This window comes from Flintibacter sp., from assembly GCF_046973065.1.
On record NZ_JBKVXZ010000045.1, the window covers coordinates 13,495 to 28,712 of the forward strand.

11 protein-coding genes, 3 tRNA genes and 2 rRNA genes are annotated in these 15,218 nt (G+C 53.2%); 4 read left to right on the top strand and 12 right to left on the bottom strand.

The window, feature by feature from the left end; translation table 11 throughout:
* Positions 1 to 29 precede the first annotated feature (29 nt).
* Positions 30 to 1,067, bottom strand: coding sequence for an alcohol dehydrogenase catalytic domain-containing protein (locus ACLTXB_RS13995; RefSeq protein ID WP_428227433.1), 1,038 nt, complete (start codon positions 1,065 to 1,067; stop codon positions 30 to 32).
* 302 nt (positions 1,068 to 1,369) lie between these two features.
* Positions 1,370 to 2,224, bottom strand: coding sequence for a MurR/RpiR family transcriptional regulator (locus ACLTXB_RS14000; protein ID WP_428227434.1), 855 nt, complete (start codon positions 2,222 to 2,224; stop codon positions 1,370 to 1,372).
* A gap of 163 nt (positions 2,225 to 2,387) precedes the next feature.
* Here ACLTXB_RS14000 and ACLTXB_RS14005 point away from each other — a divergent pair, with 163 nt between their 5' ends.
* Positions 2,388 to 3,713: a glucose-6-phosphate isomerase gene (locus ACLTXB_RS14005; protein ID WP_428227435.1), complete on the top strand. Its 1,326-nt coding sequence runs from the start codon at positions 2,388 to 2,390 to the stop codon at positions 3,711 to 3,713.
* A 98-nt stretch (positions 3,714 to 3,811) separates the two neighbouring features.
* Here ACLTXB_RS14005 and ACLTXB_RS14010 read toward each other — a convergent pair.
* The 3 genes from ACLTXB_RS14010 to ACLTXB_RS14020 all read right to left on the bottom strand — a co-directional run bounded on the left by ACLTXB_RS14010 (position 3,812) and on the right by ACLTXB_RS14020 (position 6,857).
* Positions 3,812 to 3,886 (bottom strand) — tRNA-Thr (locus ACLTXB_RS14010).
* Positions 3,887 to 4,028: 142 nt separating this feature from the next.
* Positions 4,029 to 5,462 (bottom strand): pyruvate kinase, encoded by a 1,434-nt coding sequence (gene pyk, locus ACLTXB_RS14015; protein ID WP_428227436.1) that lies wholly within the window; start codon positions 5,460 to 5,462, stop codon positions 4,029 to 4,031.
* 210 nt (positions 5,463 to 5,672) lie between these two features.
* Entirely contained in the window at positions 5,673 to 6,857 is a 1,185-nt protein-coding gene (locus ACLTXB_RS14020) for a pyridoxal phosphate-dependent aminotransferase (RefSeq protein ID WP_428227437.1), read from the bottom strand.
* A 372-nt stretch (positions 6,858 to 7,229) separates the two neighbouring features.
* Between ACLTXB_RS14020 and ACLTXB_RS14025 the strand changes: the two genes are divergently transcribed.
* Complete coding sequence (locus tag ACLTXB_RS14025; RefSeq protein WP_428227438.1) at positions 7,230 to 8,003, top strand: phosphoenolpyruvate-utilizing N-terminal domain-containing protein; 774 nt, start codon at positions 7,230 to 7,232, stop codon at positions 8,001 to 8,003.
* A gap of 37 nt (positions 8,004 to 8,040) precedes the next feature.
* Here ACLTXB_RS14025 and buk read toward each other — a convergent pair whose 3' ends face one another.
* A complete protein-coding gene (buk, locus tag ACLTXB_RS14030) occupies positions 8,041 to 9,117 on the bottom strand; it encodes a butyrate kinase (protein WP_008982826.1) in 1,077 nt (358 codons plus the stop codon).
* A gap of 33 nt (positions 9,118 to 9,150) precedes the next feature.
* Positions 9,151 to 10,059, bottom strand: coding sequence for a bifunctional enoyl-CoA hydratase/phosphate acetyltransferase (locus tag ACLTXB_RS14035; RefSeq protein ID WP_428227439.1), 909 nt, complete (start codon positions 10,057 to 10,059; stop codon positions 9,151 to 9,153).
* Positions 10,060 to 10,329: 270 nt separating this feature from the next.
* On the opposite strand from ACLTXB_RS14035, the gene ACLTXB_RS14040 reads away from it, so the two are divergent.
* The gene (locus ACLTXB_RS14040; RefSeq protein ID WP_428227440.1) at positions 10,330 to 11,874 is read left to right on the top strand and encodes a sodium:solute symporter family protein; all 1,545 of its coding nucleotides are present in this window, start codon (positions 10,330 to 10,332) and stop codon (positions 11,872 to 11,874) included.
* A gap of 167 nt (positions 11,875 to 12,041) precedes the next feature.
* On the top strand, positions 12,042 to 12,899 hold the full coding sequence (locus tag ACLTXB_RS14045) for an amidohydrolase family protein (RefSeq protein WP_325207532.1): 858 nt from the start codon (positions 12,042 to 12,044) through the stop codon (positions 12,897 to 12,899).
* A gap of 44 nt (positions 12,900 to 12,943) precedes the next feature.
* Here ACLTXB_RS14045 and ACLTXB_RS14050 read toward each other — a convergent pair whose 3' ends face one another.
* From ACLTXB_RS14050 to ACLTXB_RS14070, 5 genes are all read right to left on the bottom strand, one after another.
* The gene (locus tag ACLTXB_RS14050) at positions 12,944 to 14,293 is read right to left on the bottom strand and encodes a GH25 family lysozyme (RefSeq protein ID WP_008982830.1); all 1,350 of its coding nucleotides are present in this window, start codon (positions 14,291 to 14,293) and stop codon (positions 12,944 to 12,946) included.
* A 127-nt stretch (positions 14,294 to 14,420) separates the two neighbouring features.
* A 5S ribosomal RNA gene (rrf, locus tag ACLTXB_RS14055) occupies positions 14,421 to 14,536 on the bottom strand.
* 50 nt (positions 14,537 to 14,586) lie between these two features.
* A tRNA-Glu gene (locus ACLTXB_RS14060) sits at positions 14,587 to 14,661 on the bottom strand.
* 3 nt (positions 14,662 to 14,664) lie between these two features.
* A tRNA-Lys gene (locus ACLTXB_RS14065) sits at positions 14,665 to 14,740 on the bottom strand.
* A 202-nt stretch (positions 14,741 to 14,942) separates the two neighbouring features.
* Positions 14,943 to 15,218 (bottom strand): 23S ribosomal RNA (locus tag ACLTXB_RS14070); the annotation flags it as partial.

A 15,218-nucleotide genomic window follows, 5' to 3' on the forward strand; every position in this document is an offset into this window, starting at 1 on the left:
TTTCATCATCGGGCTGCTCTTCCGAAAATTCAGGGCTCAATTACCACTTTCAGACCGGTACCGGCTACACAAACGTCATACGCCTTCTGGAAGTCCTCGATTTTGAACTTGTGGGTCACAATCTTATCGGCATCGATCTTACCGCTCTTGATCATCTCCGCAGCAGCAAGATAATCTTCCAGCTTGTAGGCGGTGCTGCCATTGACGTTAATCTCACCGTAGTGGATGGTGTTCACTTCCACCGTGGACTCACCGGTTCCGGCAAATCCAGCAAACAAATTGACTGTTCCGCCGCGCTTGCAGAGCTTCAGGGTGGAGTTCACCAGAGCAGGCACGCCGATGGCCATCATGATGACATCCATGCCCTGGCTGTTGGTTTCCCGGTCAACAATGGCTGCCAGATCCTCCGTTGTAGGATCTACCACCAAGTCAGCTCCCAGCTCCTGGGCCACCTTACGGCGGGCCTCATTGGGCTCACTGACGATCACCTTACGGGCACCGGCAATCTTGGCCAGCTGCAGATGGAACAGACCGATCGGACCCGCGCCTACGATAAGCACATCATCATTAAATCCAGTGCCGGCATTCTTCAGTCCCCGGATACAGCAGGACAGGGGCTCAATCAGTGCACCAGCCGCAAAAGATACATGCTCAGGAAGCTTTACTACATTGCCATTTTCAATGCAGATAGCAGGGATGCGAATATACTCTTCAAATCCGCCGTCGAACTCGTACCCGATTGCCTTACGATCCAGGCAGGCATTGGTTCTGCCCCGCAGGCAGCTGCTGCAGTGATGGCAGGGGATCACGTTTGCTACCGCTACCTTCTCTCCTACCGCATATCCCTTTACATCAGAACCAACTTCCGCAATGATTCCGCAAAACTCATGGCCAATGACGGAGGGATACCGTACACCCTTGGTCTTTTTACCGGTAAGGATACGCATATCGGTACCGCAGATGGCGGCGGCCTTCATTTCCAGAAGGATCTCGTCCGGGCCGATTTCCGGTTTGGGAATGTCTGCAGGTGCAAACTGATTCGGACCGGAAAGTACAACTGCTCTCATCTGAACCTCTCTCCTTGTTTTACAAATTTTAGCGAGCTATATTTCCTAACTCTGGAAGCATCATAGCACACTCGTAGAAAAACTTCAAGTATGCAAGGGGAATTTCGTCGTTATGAGTAAATTCTACTTCTTGTTTTATCTATTTTAACGAAAAGCAAGCTTAATATTGCAATTTTAAAGGCATCAATTTATAATATTTGTTAGTACCTTCCATTATTTTGTAGTTTAAGAATCTTTTAAGAAGAAATTTTACTACAAACATATGCATTAGAGAACTACTCTTTACGGCTACTAGAGTGCAATCAGCTTTTATTTTCTGATGTAGCTTCCCGAGTTCGATACATCGCTCGAAACGACTTATCATAATTTTGAAAGGCAATTACTGCTACCAAGCAGTCAATGACTGCAAGCTGCGCTAGCCGCGTACTTCCTGATTCAGAAGAAAATATGGTAGGTTCACTCACTGTGGTAAGTGTATAATCTGCCTCCTGGGCCAACTGCGTTTTTCTCGAAGAAGTAAGTACAACGATAGTTGCCCGATTTTGTCTGGCAAGCTCTACGGCTCTTAGTGTATGTACATTATTTCCTGAGTGGGAAAAAGCAACCAGTACATCCTCCCGCTCCAATAAAGACGCCTCCATCAATTGGATATCCTTATCTTCTACCGCACTGGCATGAATTCCCACCTTCAGCAGCTTGTGCTGCGCATCCCGGGCCACTACCTGACTGCCACCTGTCCCACAAAGAAGAATGCGGCGGGCAGTAGATAGGATCCCAGCCACCTGCTCAATAATCTGAATATTCAAATTTTGAAGCGTTTTGGTGAGCGCACTGGTTTCGGATGCAAATATTTTTTGGCAAATACTCTCTGTACTATCATCCTTCGTTAAAGCCGGATGATACTGCTGCGTGCTTGGAACAGTTTCCAGAGCAGCACTGATCTTAAAATCCTGAAACCCCTTATAACCAATGCTTTTACAGAAACGCACCACCGAGGCATCACTGACTCCGATTTGATCAGCCAGCTCCAATAAAGTGCAATGTAGCACTTCCTCCATATGCTCTCGAATATAGAGCGCAATCTTTCGCTCAACCTGGGTAGAATCCTCGCTGTCGCATTTTTGAGAGATTCGCGACAAACATTTTTCTTTATCCATCGCTCTCACTTCTTTCTGTATAAGTTGCACATTTAAATTCATTCTAGCACAAGTGTTTTCGCTTATGCAACCACTAATTGTGCCCAATCAATCCCACGACGATAAAAGCCACGGCATCAAACCGCGGCTTTCACCGTAAATATTTTTACAGGAGGTTATTGTCATGTTATCTCTGGACGTTTCGCAGCTTCAATCCTTTTTACCTGACGGTGCTCTCGCTCACTATGAAGACCGACTCCGCCAAGCTTCCGAATGGATCAATACCCACACTGGTCCCGGGGGAGATTATACCGGTTGGATTCACTATCCCAAAGAATTTGATACTCAAGAGTTTGACCGCATCCAAGCTGCCGCCAAAAAAATACAGCAGCAGTCTCAGGTATTGGTCGTGGTCGGAATTGGCGGCTCGTATCTGGGTGCCAGAGCTGTCATTGAGCTTATTCAGTCCCCCAATTATAATCTGAAAAAGAAAGATACTCCGGACATTTTCTTTGCCGGCAACGGCATGTCTACCGATGCGCTGCTGGAAACTATCGCTTTAATTGGTGACCGTGACTTCTCTGTGAATATCATTTCCAAATCCGGTACGACAACCGAACCGGCAGTAGCCTTCCGTATTTTTAAAGAGATGTTGGAAAAGAAATACGGAAAGGAAGGAGCTCGGGAACGAATCTATGCTACAACGGATCGGAGCAAAGGAGCGCTGAAAGGGCTGGCCGATGCCGAAGGTTATGAGGAATTTGTTGTTCCCGATGCAATTGGCGGTCGCTTTTCTGTCTTAACCACGGTTGGCCTGCTCCCACTTGCGGTAGCCGGAGTAAACATTCAAGCCCTCATGGAGGGTGCTAAGCTGGCAATGGAAGAACTCGCTGCTCCCGGTATGGACAACCCCGTACGGAAATATGCCGCAGCCCGTCAAGCGCTTTACGATCAAGGAAAAAAGATCGAACTCTTGGTCGGCTATGAACCTAGCTTCCGCTTTTTTGCCGAGTGGTGGAAACAGCTCTATGGTGAGAGCCAAGGCAAAGAAAACAAAGGCTTATTCCCTGCCAGTGTAGAATTCACCGCTGACCTGCATTCTATGGGCCAATATATTCAGGAAGGCGAACGGCTCATGTTTGAGACGGTTGTACAGTTTGCTCCTCGCGGAGAAATTATAATTCCTGATGATCCGGATAATGTAGATGGATTAAACTATCTATCCGGTAAATCCCTGTCCTACGTGGCACAAAAGGCAATGCACGGAGTCATCTTAGCCCATGTCAGCGGAGGAGTGCCTAATATTCGCATCCAAATGCCTCAAATTTCAGAACACTCTGTGGGTTACCTGATTTATTTCTTTGAACTGGCCTGTGGGCTGTCCGGCCACTTACTCCAGATCAATCCCTTCAACCAGCCTGGTGTAGAAGCCTACAAGAACAATATGTATGCTCTTTTGGGCAAGCCTGGCTACGAGGGGCTCCGTGCCCAGTTGGAAGCAAAGCTTTGATTTTGTCTTTTCTATTAAAAGAGAAAGCCATTAAAAAGTTCTTGTCTCACCAAAAAATATACAAAAATACCGGGGCAAAGCAAAGCTTTGCCCCGGTATGGAGCTACTGGTGGGAATCGAACCCACAACCTTCTCATTACGAGTGAGATGCTCTGCCATTGAGCCACAGTAGCGCCTTGTTCCTGCTCCAAGGAGCTTGAATAGGCGGATTATATTTTACCGGACTTTCCCTCGGAAGTCAAGGCTTTTCCCCTGCAAATGGGAAAAAGGCGCCATCTTCAAAAAGATGGCGCCTTTGAAGAAACTCAGTTCTTTTTACAGCATATCTTCGTCCACGATCTGAGCCTTGATCAGGTTGGTGGAACCGCTGCGGCCCAGAGGCACACCTGCAGTGATAACTACGGTGTCGCCGTTCTTCACCAGGCCCTCCTTCAGGGCACACTCCACAGACAGGGAGAAAATGCGGTCGGTGGAGTTGACCTCGCCGGTGAGGAAGGGATACACGCCCCAGCAGATAGCCAGCTGACGGCGGACCTTCTCCTGCATGGTGAGGGCCGCAATGGGGCAGGAAGGACGGAACCGGCAGATCATCCGAGCGGTACGGCCAGAGTTGGTGGCGGCCAGGATGGCGGTAGCGTTCAGGTCCATAGCGGTCAGGCAGCAGGTGTGGGTGATGGCGTCGTTGATGTTGGGCTCGGGAGTAATGCGGTGCTTCTGGAACTGACGCCAATAATTGATGGACTGCTCAGCCTCTTCCACGATGCCCACCATGGCGGTCAAAGCCTCCAGGGGGTACTTGCCGCCGGCGGTCTCGCCGGAGAGCATCACGCAGCTGGTGCCATCAAAAACGGCGTTGGCCACGTCGGACACCTCAGCACGGGTGGGACGGGGGTTGCGGATCATGGAATCCAGCATCTGAGTGGCAGTGATGATGGGCTTGCCGGAGCGCAGACCCTTACGGATGATCTGCTTCTGGAGCACGGGCACCTTGGCAGCAGGGATCTCTACGCCCAGGTCGCCGCGAGCCACCATGATACCGTCGGAGACCTCCAGGATCTCGTCGATGTTGTCCACGCCCTCCTGGTTCTCGATCTTGGAGATAATCTGAATGTTATCTCCGCCAAATCGGTGCAGCACCTCGCGGATGGAGCGCACGTCATCGGCCCGACGAATGAAGGAAGCAGCAATGAAGTCAAAGTCATTCTCCACCGCAAACTGGATGTCGCTGATATCCTTCTCAGTCAGCGCAGGCAGGTGGATATGCACACCGGGGATGTTGATGCTCTTGTTGGCAGAGAGAGTGCCGCCGTTTTCCACGGTGCAGCGGATCTCAGAGCCCTGGATCTCCTCTACCCGCAGGGCCACCAGACCGTCATCAATGAGGATCTCCATTCCAGGCTTTACTTCCTCATGCAGCTTGGGATAGGTCACGGCCACCCGCTCCCCGTTGCCCACGACGTCCTCCGTGGTCAGGGTAAAGGTATCACCGGCCTCCAGGCTGATGTTCTTCACGTCAAGGCTCTTGATACGGATCTCAGGACCCTTGGTGTCCATAATGGTAGCCACGGGACGGCTCATGGAATCCCGCACCGCCTTCAGCTTGTTCAGACGGCCCAGGTGCTCCTCATGGTCGCCGTGGGAAAAGTTAAAGCGAGCCGCATCCATACCAGCACGGATCAGCTTGCGCATCATTTCTTCGCTCTCGACCGCAGGGCCCAGAGTACAAATGATCTTAGTCTTTCTCAGCATGTTTTCGTTCCTCCATTCCTTTAGGGACGTTTCTTTTATTTTCTTCTATTACGCCATTATCATACCTGATGACAGCCGCTTTGGCTAGCGGTGAAATGGATAAAAATGATTTCCGTTTCCAAAAAAAATCAGGCAAAGCCGTGTGAAAGTAAGGAAATTTCACACCTGCTTTGCCTGTTTTTTACCTGTGTCTTCCAGTTATAAACGATTTTAGCCGCCGTAAGAGTCTGCCAGAGCCTTAAACTTGGGCAGAGCCCGCTGGATCATCTCTGTCTGCACGCAGTAGGCCAAACGGAAGTGGCCGGGCGCACCAAAGCCGGAACCGGGCACCAGCAGCAGATCAAACTGCTTGGCCCGCTCGCTGAAGGCCATGTCATCGGGCTCCAGAGAACGGGGGAAGAGATAGAACGCACCGCCGGGCTGGGCCACGTGGTAGCCCATCTCCCGCAGGGAATTCACCAACAGCTCACAGTTCTTCTCATACACCGACAGATCGCTGGTCATGTCACAGCACAGAGAGGTGACCTGCTGGAACAGACTGGGGGCATTCACATAGCCCAGAGAGCGCCCCGCACCGGCCACAGCGGCATAGACCTCCTTGCTGTCGGTGACCTGGCCGGGCACCAGCACATAGCCCAGGCGCTCGCCGGGCAGAGAGAGCGACTTACTGAAGGAGTAGCACACAATGGTGTCTTTGTAGATATGGGGGATCCAGGGCACCTCTACCCCGGCAAAGGCGATCTCCCGGTAGGGTTCATCGGAGATCAGATAGATGGGGTGACCATACTCCGCCTCCTTCTTTTCCAGGATCGCAGCCAGCTGCTCCAGAGTCTGGCGGGAATAGACCACACCGGAGGGGTTGTTGGGGGAGTTAACCACCACACCCTTGGTGTTGGGGGTAATTGCTTTCTCAAAGGCATCAAAATCAATCTGGAAGTGCTCGATCTCCGGGAAAATCAGCACCATCTTGGCTCCCGCTCCCTCGATAAACACTTTATACTCGGGGAAGTAAGGAGCAAAGACGATAAACTCGTCTCCGGGGCAGGTCAGGCCGTTGAACACACAGCACAAGGAGGCCGCCGCACCCACGGTGATGTAAAACTGGTCGGCCGTATAGTCTCCTCCGAAACGGCGGTTGAGAGAGTCGGCAAAGCGCTGCCGGGCCGCAGCATCACCCTGAGCACTGGTGTAGCAGTGGATCACTTCCGGCTGCTCCTGCAGGATGCGGATGGCATTCTCATTCACTGCGTCGGGCGCAGGAACGCTGGGGTTGCCCAGAGAAAAATCAAACACATTCTCCCGGCCAACCTCTTTGGCCCGCTGATTGCCGTACTCAAACAGCTCCCGGATCACAGAACGGGCCGTGCCCAACTGCAGCATACGTTTGGAAACCATGGAACAAACCTCCTGGAAATAAATTCATTGGCGCGCCGGACAGCATGTCGCATTTTGTCCGGGTGTCTTTTCATTGTGCTTTATTATAGCACGCCTGTTTAGCACTGTAAAGCGTTGATTTTTTTCGCCTTCATCTCGGATAATTTCCATTATTTCTCACTATTTCTTTCAATTTCCCTATGCAAACTTTTATTTTCAAAATATTTACATCCGCCCTTGTGCTATTTTACCAATTTACAAACTTTTCATTTGTCATTATAATCAATATACAACAAACGCGCAGATTTTTCCGGCCGCCTGTTCCAAGCTGCCGCAGCATTGCTGCCGCAGAAGCCACATCGACTCAGACTTTCCTGGAAAGGGGGCATCTCCATGCAAATCATCGTCGGAAGATCGATTCAAAATCAAATTGCCGCCGGACCCCTGCATTTCTATACCCGCCATTTCTTCCCTTTGGCCTCCGTCTCCCATCGCTCCCAGGACGAGGAGATCCACCGCTTCCGTGCCGCCCAGCAGCGTTCGATTGTAATGCTGTCCAAGCTCTATGAGCAGGCCGCCCGGGATGTAGGCATTCAGGCCGCCTCGATTTTTTCCATCCACGCCATGCTGTTGGAGGACACTTCCTTTGTGGAGAGCATCCTTTCCGTTCTTTCCAACCAACATACTACGGCAGAATATGCGGTACAAACCGCAGGCAACAGCTTTGCTACCGCCTTTGCCGATATGGACAGCCCCTACATGCAGGCCCGGGGCGCCGACATCCGGGATATCTCTAACCATCTGATCCGCTGTCTGCTGGATATTCAGCCCCCTGATCCTCTTGGTGACCAGCCTGCCATTCTGGTTTCCGACGAGCTGCTGCCCAGTGAAATACTGGCACTGGACCGGCGCAAGCTGCTGGGCCTGGTCACCTGGCACGGCAGCGTGGACAGCCACACCGCCATGCTTCTTCGGGCTATGAAGATCCCCGGCCTGGCTCAGTCAAACATTACCCCCATCTGGGATGGACATCCCGCCATTCTGGACGGCTTCAGCCAGTGCCTGTATGTTGATCCAGAACCTGAGGTGTTCCGACAGTTGGGGCTCCATGTCCCCCGCTATCTTCAGCGCCGGGAAGACCAGGCCGTAGCTGCGGCAATCGAATAACGCAGATCAAAAAAGGACCGCCGAGGCGGTCCTTTTCTTATTTTTCCGGGCTGCGGAACTCGTGGACCCGCTCCTCTCCACGGAGAATACGCAGAGCTCCCAGAGCCAGCGCTTCCATTTCGTTTTCTCCCGGGATGACCACCACTTTGACCAGGTTGTGCAGGTAGTCGATAACCATGCCGGTAAGCATCTTGGAGTTTGCCAGGCCGCCGGTGAGGATGACCGCATCGATGAGCTCGGTAAAGCAGCCCAGCATGATACCCACACCCTTGGAAATCTGCAGAGCCTGCGCCTTATACACCAGCGCGGCCCACTCGTCTCCTTTCTGGATCCGGCGCTCAATCTCCTGACAGTCGTGGGTACCCAACAGAGCGGACATACCGCCCTCACCTCGCAGCTTTTTCAGCATCTCCGGCTTGGTATACTTGCCGGAGTAGCACATATCCACCACGTAGAGCATATTGAGGCTGCCAGACCGGTCGGGAGAGAAGGGACCGGCATCGTCCGACACCGAGTCAATGATCCGGCCATGGCTGTGGGCAGAGATGGAGATTCCTCCACCCAGATGGGCCACCACCAGATTCATGTCCTCATACTTACGTCCCAGCGTCTCCGCGTACTTGTGGGAGGTAGCCCGAGCGTTGAGCACGTGGCAGAAGCTGGTACGGGTGACCTCCTTAAAGCCGGTGACACGGGCCTCAGGCAACAATTCGTCGCTGGTGACTGCATCGTAGATATACGCAGGAATCCCCAGGGGTTTAGCAAAGGCCCGTGCCATCAGTCCTCCCAGATTGGAAGCGTGGTCAAAGGCGGTGTGATGGCGCAGGCAGTCCTCCAGCGCGTCGTCCACCTGATAGCCCCCCGCCACAATATGGGGAATGATGCCGCCCCGGCCCACCACGGCCGACAGGGTGGACAGGTCAAAGCCCTCCTGGGCCAGCCAAAGCCGCACCAGAGCCACCCGGTAATCCAGCTGGTCGTACAAAGTGGGATAAGGCGCCAGATCCTGATTGGTATGCACCATGCTTTTCACCGCCAGCTGGTGCTCATCCTCATAGATCGCCGCCTTGGTGCTGGTGGAGCCTGGGTTGAGTACTAACAAACGATAGGCCATATGCGTCGCCTCCTACTGCAACTGGTATGCCACTCACCGGGCCATGGCGGCCGCAATGAGGATAGAATCGTATTTTTCCGCCGGAGTAGCGCCCCGGGAATTGATAGTGATGGGCACCGACGCCCCCAGCACCAACCCAGCCATATCGCCCCCCGCCAGGCCATACAGAGATTTACCCAGCAGGTTGCCTGCGGTGATATTGGGCACCAGGAAAATATCCGCGTCTCCGGCTACCGGGCTGTGGTATCCCTTGATGGCTGCCGCCTCCCGGTCGGTGGCCAGGTCCAACGAGATGGGCCCCTCCACCAGGCAGTCTCCAAAGGCTCCTGCCGCTCCTTCCTCTTTCAGGGCGGCGGCATCCACCGTCTCCTGCATCTTGGGATTCACCGTCTCCACTGCACACAGCACCGCCGCCTTAGGCTGATCGTAGCCCAAAAAGCGGCACAGGCCCAGGGCGTTATTTAAAATCGCACGCTTCTGCTCCAGGTCGGGAGCTACCACCATACCGCCATCGGTAATGAACATCAGCTTATGGTAGGCAGGCACGTCCAGAATGGCCACGTGGGAAAGCACTGCGCTCTCCCGGATCCCGGTGCCGTGGCGCACCACTTCTTTGAGCAGGGTTCCGGTCTGGATCATTCCCTTGATGAGCAGGCTGCCCCGACCCTGTCGGATCAGCTCGACCGCCCGGCGGGCGCATCCTGCCTCATCCTCATCCTTCTCGTCCACCACATCTTCCTCAGGCACCTGCCAGCCCATGGCCTGGGTCAGCCTTTGGATCTCGGCGGCGTCACCCACCAGCACCGGACGGATGAGTCCATCCTCCTGGGCCTTGCGTACTGCCTGGAGTGTATGTTCCTCATGGGCCGCGGCTACCACGGCGGCCTTTGGCGGAATATGCTTCAGATCCTGTTTGAGCTGCTGAAATCCGGAGATCGCCATATCAAATTCCTCCCAACCGGCGGAATGCTCCGCCTCCGTTCCCTGCGGGACAACATTTTTCTTGGGTTTATTCTATCAGTTTTTTGAAAAAAAGTATAGAGAAACTTTGATTTTCCGCGTTAAAGCAACAAATTTGCCCCATTTATTCTTTTTCCAAATAAAGCGCACCCTCAGGCGGCCACAATTTTCTCTTGACTTTATCACTTTTACGCATTACAGTTTAACACAATAAAACAAGGGAGATATTTTTCCCTATAAGAGGGTGAAACAATGGCAATCAAGGTAGGGCTTCTTCTAATCTTCTTTTCCGTTATGGTGGGTATCGGTCTCTACTGCCGCCGCCACGCTACCAACGTCAATGGCTTTGTGCTGGGCGGCCGCTCTGTCGGCCCGTGGCTCACTGCCTTTGCCTATGGCACCAGCTACTTCTCCGCTGTGGTCTTTGTAGGCTATGCAGGACAGTTCGGCTGGAAATACGGCATTGCTGCCACCTGGGCAGGCATCGGCAACGCCCTGCTTGGCTCTCTGCTGGCCTGGGTGGTGCTGGGCCGCCGCACCCGCATCATGACACAGCATCTGGACAGCGCCACCATGCCGGAGTTTTTCGGCAAGCGGTTTGGATCCAAGAAGCTGAAGGTGGCCGCCTCGGTGATCATCTTTATTTTTCTCATTCCCTACACCGCCAGCTTGTATAACGGCCTGAGCCGCCTGTTCGGCATGGCCTTTGACATCGACTACGGCGTTTGTGTCGTGGTCATGGCCATTCTTACCGGGGTCTATGTGATTGCCGGCGGCTATATGGCCACCGCCATCAACGACTTTATCCAGGGCATCATCATGATCTTTGGCATCTGTGCCGTCATCGCTGCAGTTCTTAACAGTCAGGGCGGCTTCTTGGCCGCTCTGGAGGGACTGGCTCAGGTGAATGATCCGCAGGTCTCCTCCGTCCCCGGGGTGTTTGCCTCCTTCTTTGGCCCAGATCCCCTCAATCTGCTGGGGGTGGTTCTGCTCACCTCCCTGGGCACTTGGGGACTGCCTCAGATGGTACAAAAGTTTTATGCCATCAAGGACGAAAAGGCCATCGACACCGGCACTGTCATCTCTACCGTCTTTGCCGCCATCGTGGCCGGAGGCTGCTATTTCCTGGGCGGCTTTGGTCGGCTCTTCTCCGACCAAGTGGATGTGGCTGCCAACGGCTATGACTCTATCATCCCCACCATGCTCTCTGGCCTGTCCGACGTGCTCATCGCTGTGGTAGTCATTCTGGTGCTCTCCGCCTCCATGTCCACCCTCTCCTCCCTGGTGCTGGCCTCCAGTTCTACCCTGACCCTGGATGTACTCAAAGGGCGAGTGATCCGGGAGGACGACGAGAAAAGCCAGGTACTGGTCATGCGGGGACTCATCGTGCTCTTTATTGCCATCTCCGTGGTGCTGGCCATCATTCAGTACCGCTCCAGTGTCACCTTCATTGCCCAACTCATGGGCGTGAGCTGGGGCGCTCTGGCCGGAGCCTTTCTGGCCCCCTTCCTTTACAGCTTATACTGGAAAAAGGCCACCCGCGGGGCCTGCTGGGTCTGCTTCCTGTTTTCTACAATCTTTATGCTGGCCAATATCTTTGTGGGCGACCACTTCCCCACGCTTCTCCAGTCTCCCATCAATGCCGGCGCTTTCTGCATGCTGTCCGGTCTGGTTATTGTCCCAGTGGTATCCCTGCTTACCCCAAAGCCGGACAAAAATCTCGTGGACGCGGCCTTCTCCTGCTATGACCGCAAAGTTCTGGTCCGTCAGCGTCAAGCACTGGGTGAGCGGGAATAATCTTTATTTTCTCTTAAAATTTGGGCCAAAAACTCCATTTCTTGGGCAAGAAACACCATGTTCAAAGTCAGAGCCGTGTGGTATCCTATGGAGGATATCATACGGCCTGCTTTTCGCCGCTGACTTAAAATCATACGGGGCTTTCCCGCAAAGAAAGAGTTGATATTATGATCATTGATATCCACACCCATACGTTCCCGGACAAGCTGGCCTCCACCACTATTCCCAAGCTGGAGCAGATGTCCCACACAAAATCCTATGTGGACGGCACCAACGGCGGCTTGATGGCTTCCATGGCCAAAGCCGGGGTAAATTATTCGGTGGTCCTTCCTGTGGCCACCAGCCCTAAGCAGGTGCTGCACATCAATGACAGTTCCGCACGCATCAATGAACAGTTTGCGCAGACCGGGATCTTCTCCTTCGGCTGTATCCATCCTGATTACGACGACTACCGCGCCGAGCTGGCCCGGGTAAAGGAGCTGGGTCTGAAGGGCATCAAGCTCCACCCCGTCTACCAGGACGTGGATTTTGACGACATCCGCACATTGCGTATTCTGGACCGGGCCGCTGAGCTGGGCCTCATTGTGCTCACCCACTCCGGCCTGGACGTAGGCTTCCCCGGCCGGGTGCGGGTCACTCCCGCCATGGTCCAGCACGCGGTCAAGGAAGTTGGCCCTCTGACTTTGATTCTGGCCCACATGGGTGGCTGGCGTAACTGGGACGAGGCAGAGGATCTTCTGGCGGATGCTCCGGTCTATCTGGACACCTCCTACTCTCTGGGCACCCTCCATGCCCTGGATGACGGCTATTATAAGCCCGAAGATCTGCCTATGCTCAGCCAGGAACAGTTCCTGCGCATGGTCCACACCTTTGGCCCCCACCGCTTCCTGTTCGGTACGGACAGCCCCTGGGGCGACCAATCTCAGGGTGTGGAGCGCATCCGCTCTCTGCCGTTTACCGAAGAAGAAAAAGCCGCGATTCTGGGCGGAAATGCTCAAAAGCTGCTGCAATTCCCTGAAATCTAAAAACAGAGCGTCATAACTGCAAGCAGTTATGACGCTCTGTTTTGTTATCGGAAGAAACGCAGGTTAATATCCACGTTGCCGGAAATGCCAGGCACACGACCAGTGGAGGTATACTGCCACATATCGAAGTCATAGTAGAACGTAGGAACGCTGTTATACTGGGCCAGCCAGAAGGGATAGTCCATCAGCTGGCTCAGGTCGTACTGCTTATACCCTTCAGAGGGATTGAAGTAGACCATGGCCTCATAACCTGCAGCCGTGATATCCTCACAGAAGGCATTGGCCATCTTACACATGGTGCTCACGCTGGGCACTGTCTGTGTACGGGAACCGGCATAGTTCTGGCGCTCCCAGTCGAAGACCACCGGATAGGTCAGGTCATAATCTTTTACCTGCTCAATGACATATGCGGCCTCCTCCCGAGCCTCCTCAACAGTGATGGCCTGAGAGAAATAATACACGCCTACATCCAGTCCGGCATCCAAGGCACCCTGGATATTCTGAGTGAAATACTTATCCGGCATCATCTTGCCTTCACTGCCATAACCGCGATATCCCACGCGGATAATTGCAAAATCGATGCCGGCGTCGGCCACCTTCTGCCAGTCGATCTCACCCTGATAGACAGATACGTCAATTCCCAGTTCCGTCTCTACCCCCGGCTCCGTGTAGGTCATATAGCCGTCGGAGCCCTTTAAGAAGTATTTGTTATCATAGGAATTCACGGGAACACCGTCTAAAATATCATAATAGGTATTCTGGAACAAAATCTGCTTTCCGTAAGTATGTACCCGGTCGATCTGCCACACGATTACGCTGATCTCTGCACGGCTGATCGGCTTGTCCGGCAGGAAAACTGTCTTTCCATTCTCTGTGCTGCCGGTGACGATTCCCATCTCATAAAGAGCAGTCAAGTAGCCATCGTCAACATCGGAGAAGGGGGATTTATTCTCCGACGGGCTCAGCCCCAGCGCTTTGGCGGCCAGACGGGCAACCAAGATACGAGGCATATCTCCATCCAAATCATCGCCGATCTCTTCGCTGGTCAGATAGCCCTTGGACACTGCATAATCTGCATAGCCGCTGGCCCAGTGGCTGTCTGTCGCGGCAATCGTTCCGCTTCCCGCAGCCTTCAGAACCATGACCAGAGCCGCTCCTGCGCTTAAGGGGTCATCAGCTCCAAAATATCCATTTCCATAGCCATCAATAATGCCCATGCTATTAAGGACCGCTACGTAATTGTAGTACCAGTCACCCTTCTGCACATCAATAAACGGACTGGTATAGCCGGAAGGCACAGTAAGTTTATAGGATCCTGCCAGAACAGGCTGGACCCCCACTACGGCAGCCAAAGCCAATGCAGCGGCTCGCCGTTCAAATTTCTTCCAATTCATCTTGCTTTTTACCTCCATTTTGGGTTTACGATAATCAGACGAAATTATTATATCAAATGTCGCTTTCTGGTACAATAGGTAATTCTGGAAAAGAAAAAGGACGAACAGTTTTGTTCGTCCTTTTTTGTGTTGGCGTTACCTATCTTCCCGGTCCGTCTCCAGACAAGTATTTTCGGCAGAAGCGAGCTTAACTTCCGTGTTCGGAATGGGAACGGGTGGACCCTCGCCCTAATCAACACCAACTATTTTAACCGCTTGCGCGACTAAAATCACTATAAACTTTTGAATGGTACTGGTGACCCGTACGGGAATCGAACCCATGTTTGCGGCGTGAGAGGCCGCCGTCTTAACCGCTTGACCAACGGGCCAGATGGTGCGCCTTCACGGATTCGAACCGGGGACCCACTGATTAAGAGTCAGTTGCTCTACCAGCTGAGCTAAAGGCGCATGTCGTCGACACAAGCTCCATATCACTCGCTTCCGTCTTACGCCGAAAGCTCGCTCATTTCGCTGTGTCTCCTCTTCAAATCAAACCCGCTTCGCTGGGCTTTGATTTGAGTTTCGGGTGCGCTTTTTTCTGTACCCTGAAAACCGAACAGTGAAACAACTTTCCATCGCTCACAAGCGCCTGCATCCTTCTTTGACCTTTTAGGTCAAGCCCTCGGCTTATTAGTATCGGTCAGCTACATGCCTCGCAGCACTTCCACCTCCGACCTATCAACGACATAGTCTACGTCGAGCCTTACTCCTTTCGGATGAGAGATCTTATCTTAGGGGGAGTTTCACGCTTAGATGCTTTCAGCGTTTATCTCGTCCAGACGTAGCTACCCAGCTGTGCCGTTGGCACGACAACTGGTGCACCAGAGGTCTGTCCATCCCGGTCCTCTCGTACTAAGGACAGCTCCCTTCAAATCTCTTACGCCCG

Bases quoted from the DNA above. Each gene is read 5' to 3' on its own strand.
- ACLTXB_RS13995 (WP_428227433.1), bottom strand. From the start codon at position 1,067: ATGAGAGCAGTTGTACTTTCCGGTCCGAATCAGTTTGCACCTGCAGAC.
- ACLTXB_RS14000 (WP_428227434.1), bottom strand. From the start codon at position 2,224: ATGGATAAAGAAAAATGTTTGTCGCGAATCTCTCAAAAATGCGACAGC.
- ACLTXB_RS14005 (WP_428227435.1), top strand. From the start codon at position 2,388: ATGTTATCTCTGGACGTTTCGCAGCTTCAATCCTTTTTACCTGACGGT.
- pyk (WP_428227436.1), bottom strand. From the start codon at position 5,462: ATGCTGAGAAAGACTAAGATCATTTGTACTCTGGGCCCTGCGGTCGAG.
- ACLTXB_RS14020 (WP_428227437.1), bottom strand. From the start codon at position 6,857: ATGGTTTCCAAACGTATGCTGCAGTTGGGCACGGCCCGTTCTGTGATC.
- ACLTXB_RS14025 (WP_428227438.1), top strand. From the start codon at position 7,230: ATGCAAATCATCGTCGGAAGATCGATTCAAAATCAAATTGCCGCCGGA.
- buk (WP_008982826.1), bottom strand. From the start codon at position 9,117: ATGGCCTATCGTTTGTTAGTACTCAACCCAGGCTCCACCAGCACCAAG.
- ACLTXB_RS14035 (WP_428227439.1), bottom strand. From the start codon at position 10,059: ATGGCGATCTCCGGATTTCAGCAGCTCAAACAGGATCTGAAGCATATT.
- ACLTXB_RS14040 (WP_428227440.1), top strand. From the start codon at position 10,330: ATGGCAATCAAGGTAGGGCTTCTTCTAATCTTCTTTTCCGTTATGGTG.
- ACLTXB_RS14045 (WP_325207532.1), top strand. From the start codon at position 12,042: ATGATCATTGATATCCACACCCATACGTTCCCGGACAAGCTGGCCTCC.
- ACLTXB_RS14050 (WP_008982830.1), bottom strand. From the start codon at position 14,293: ATGAATTGGAAGAAATTTGAACGGCGAGCCGCTGCATTGGCTTTGGCT.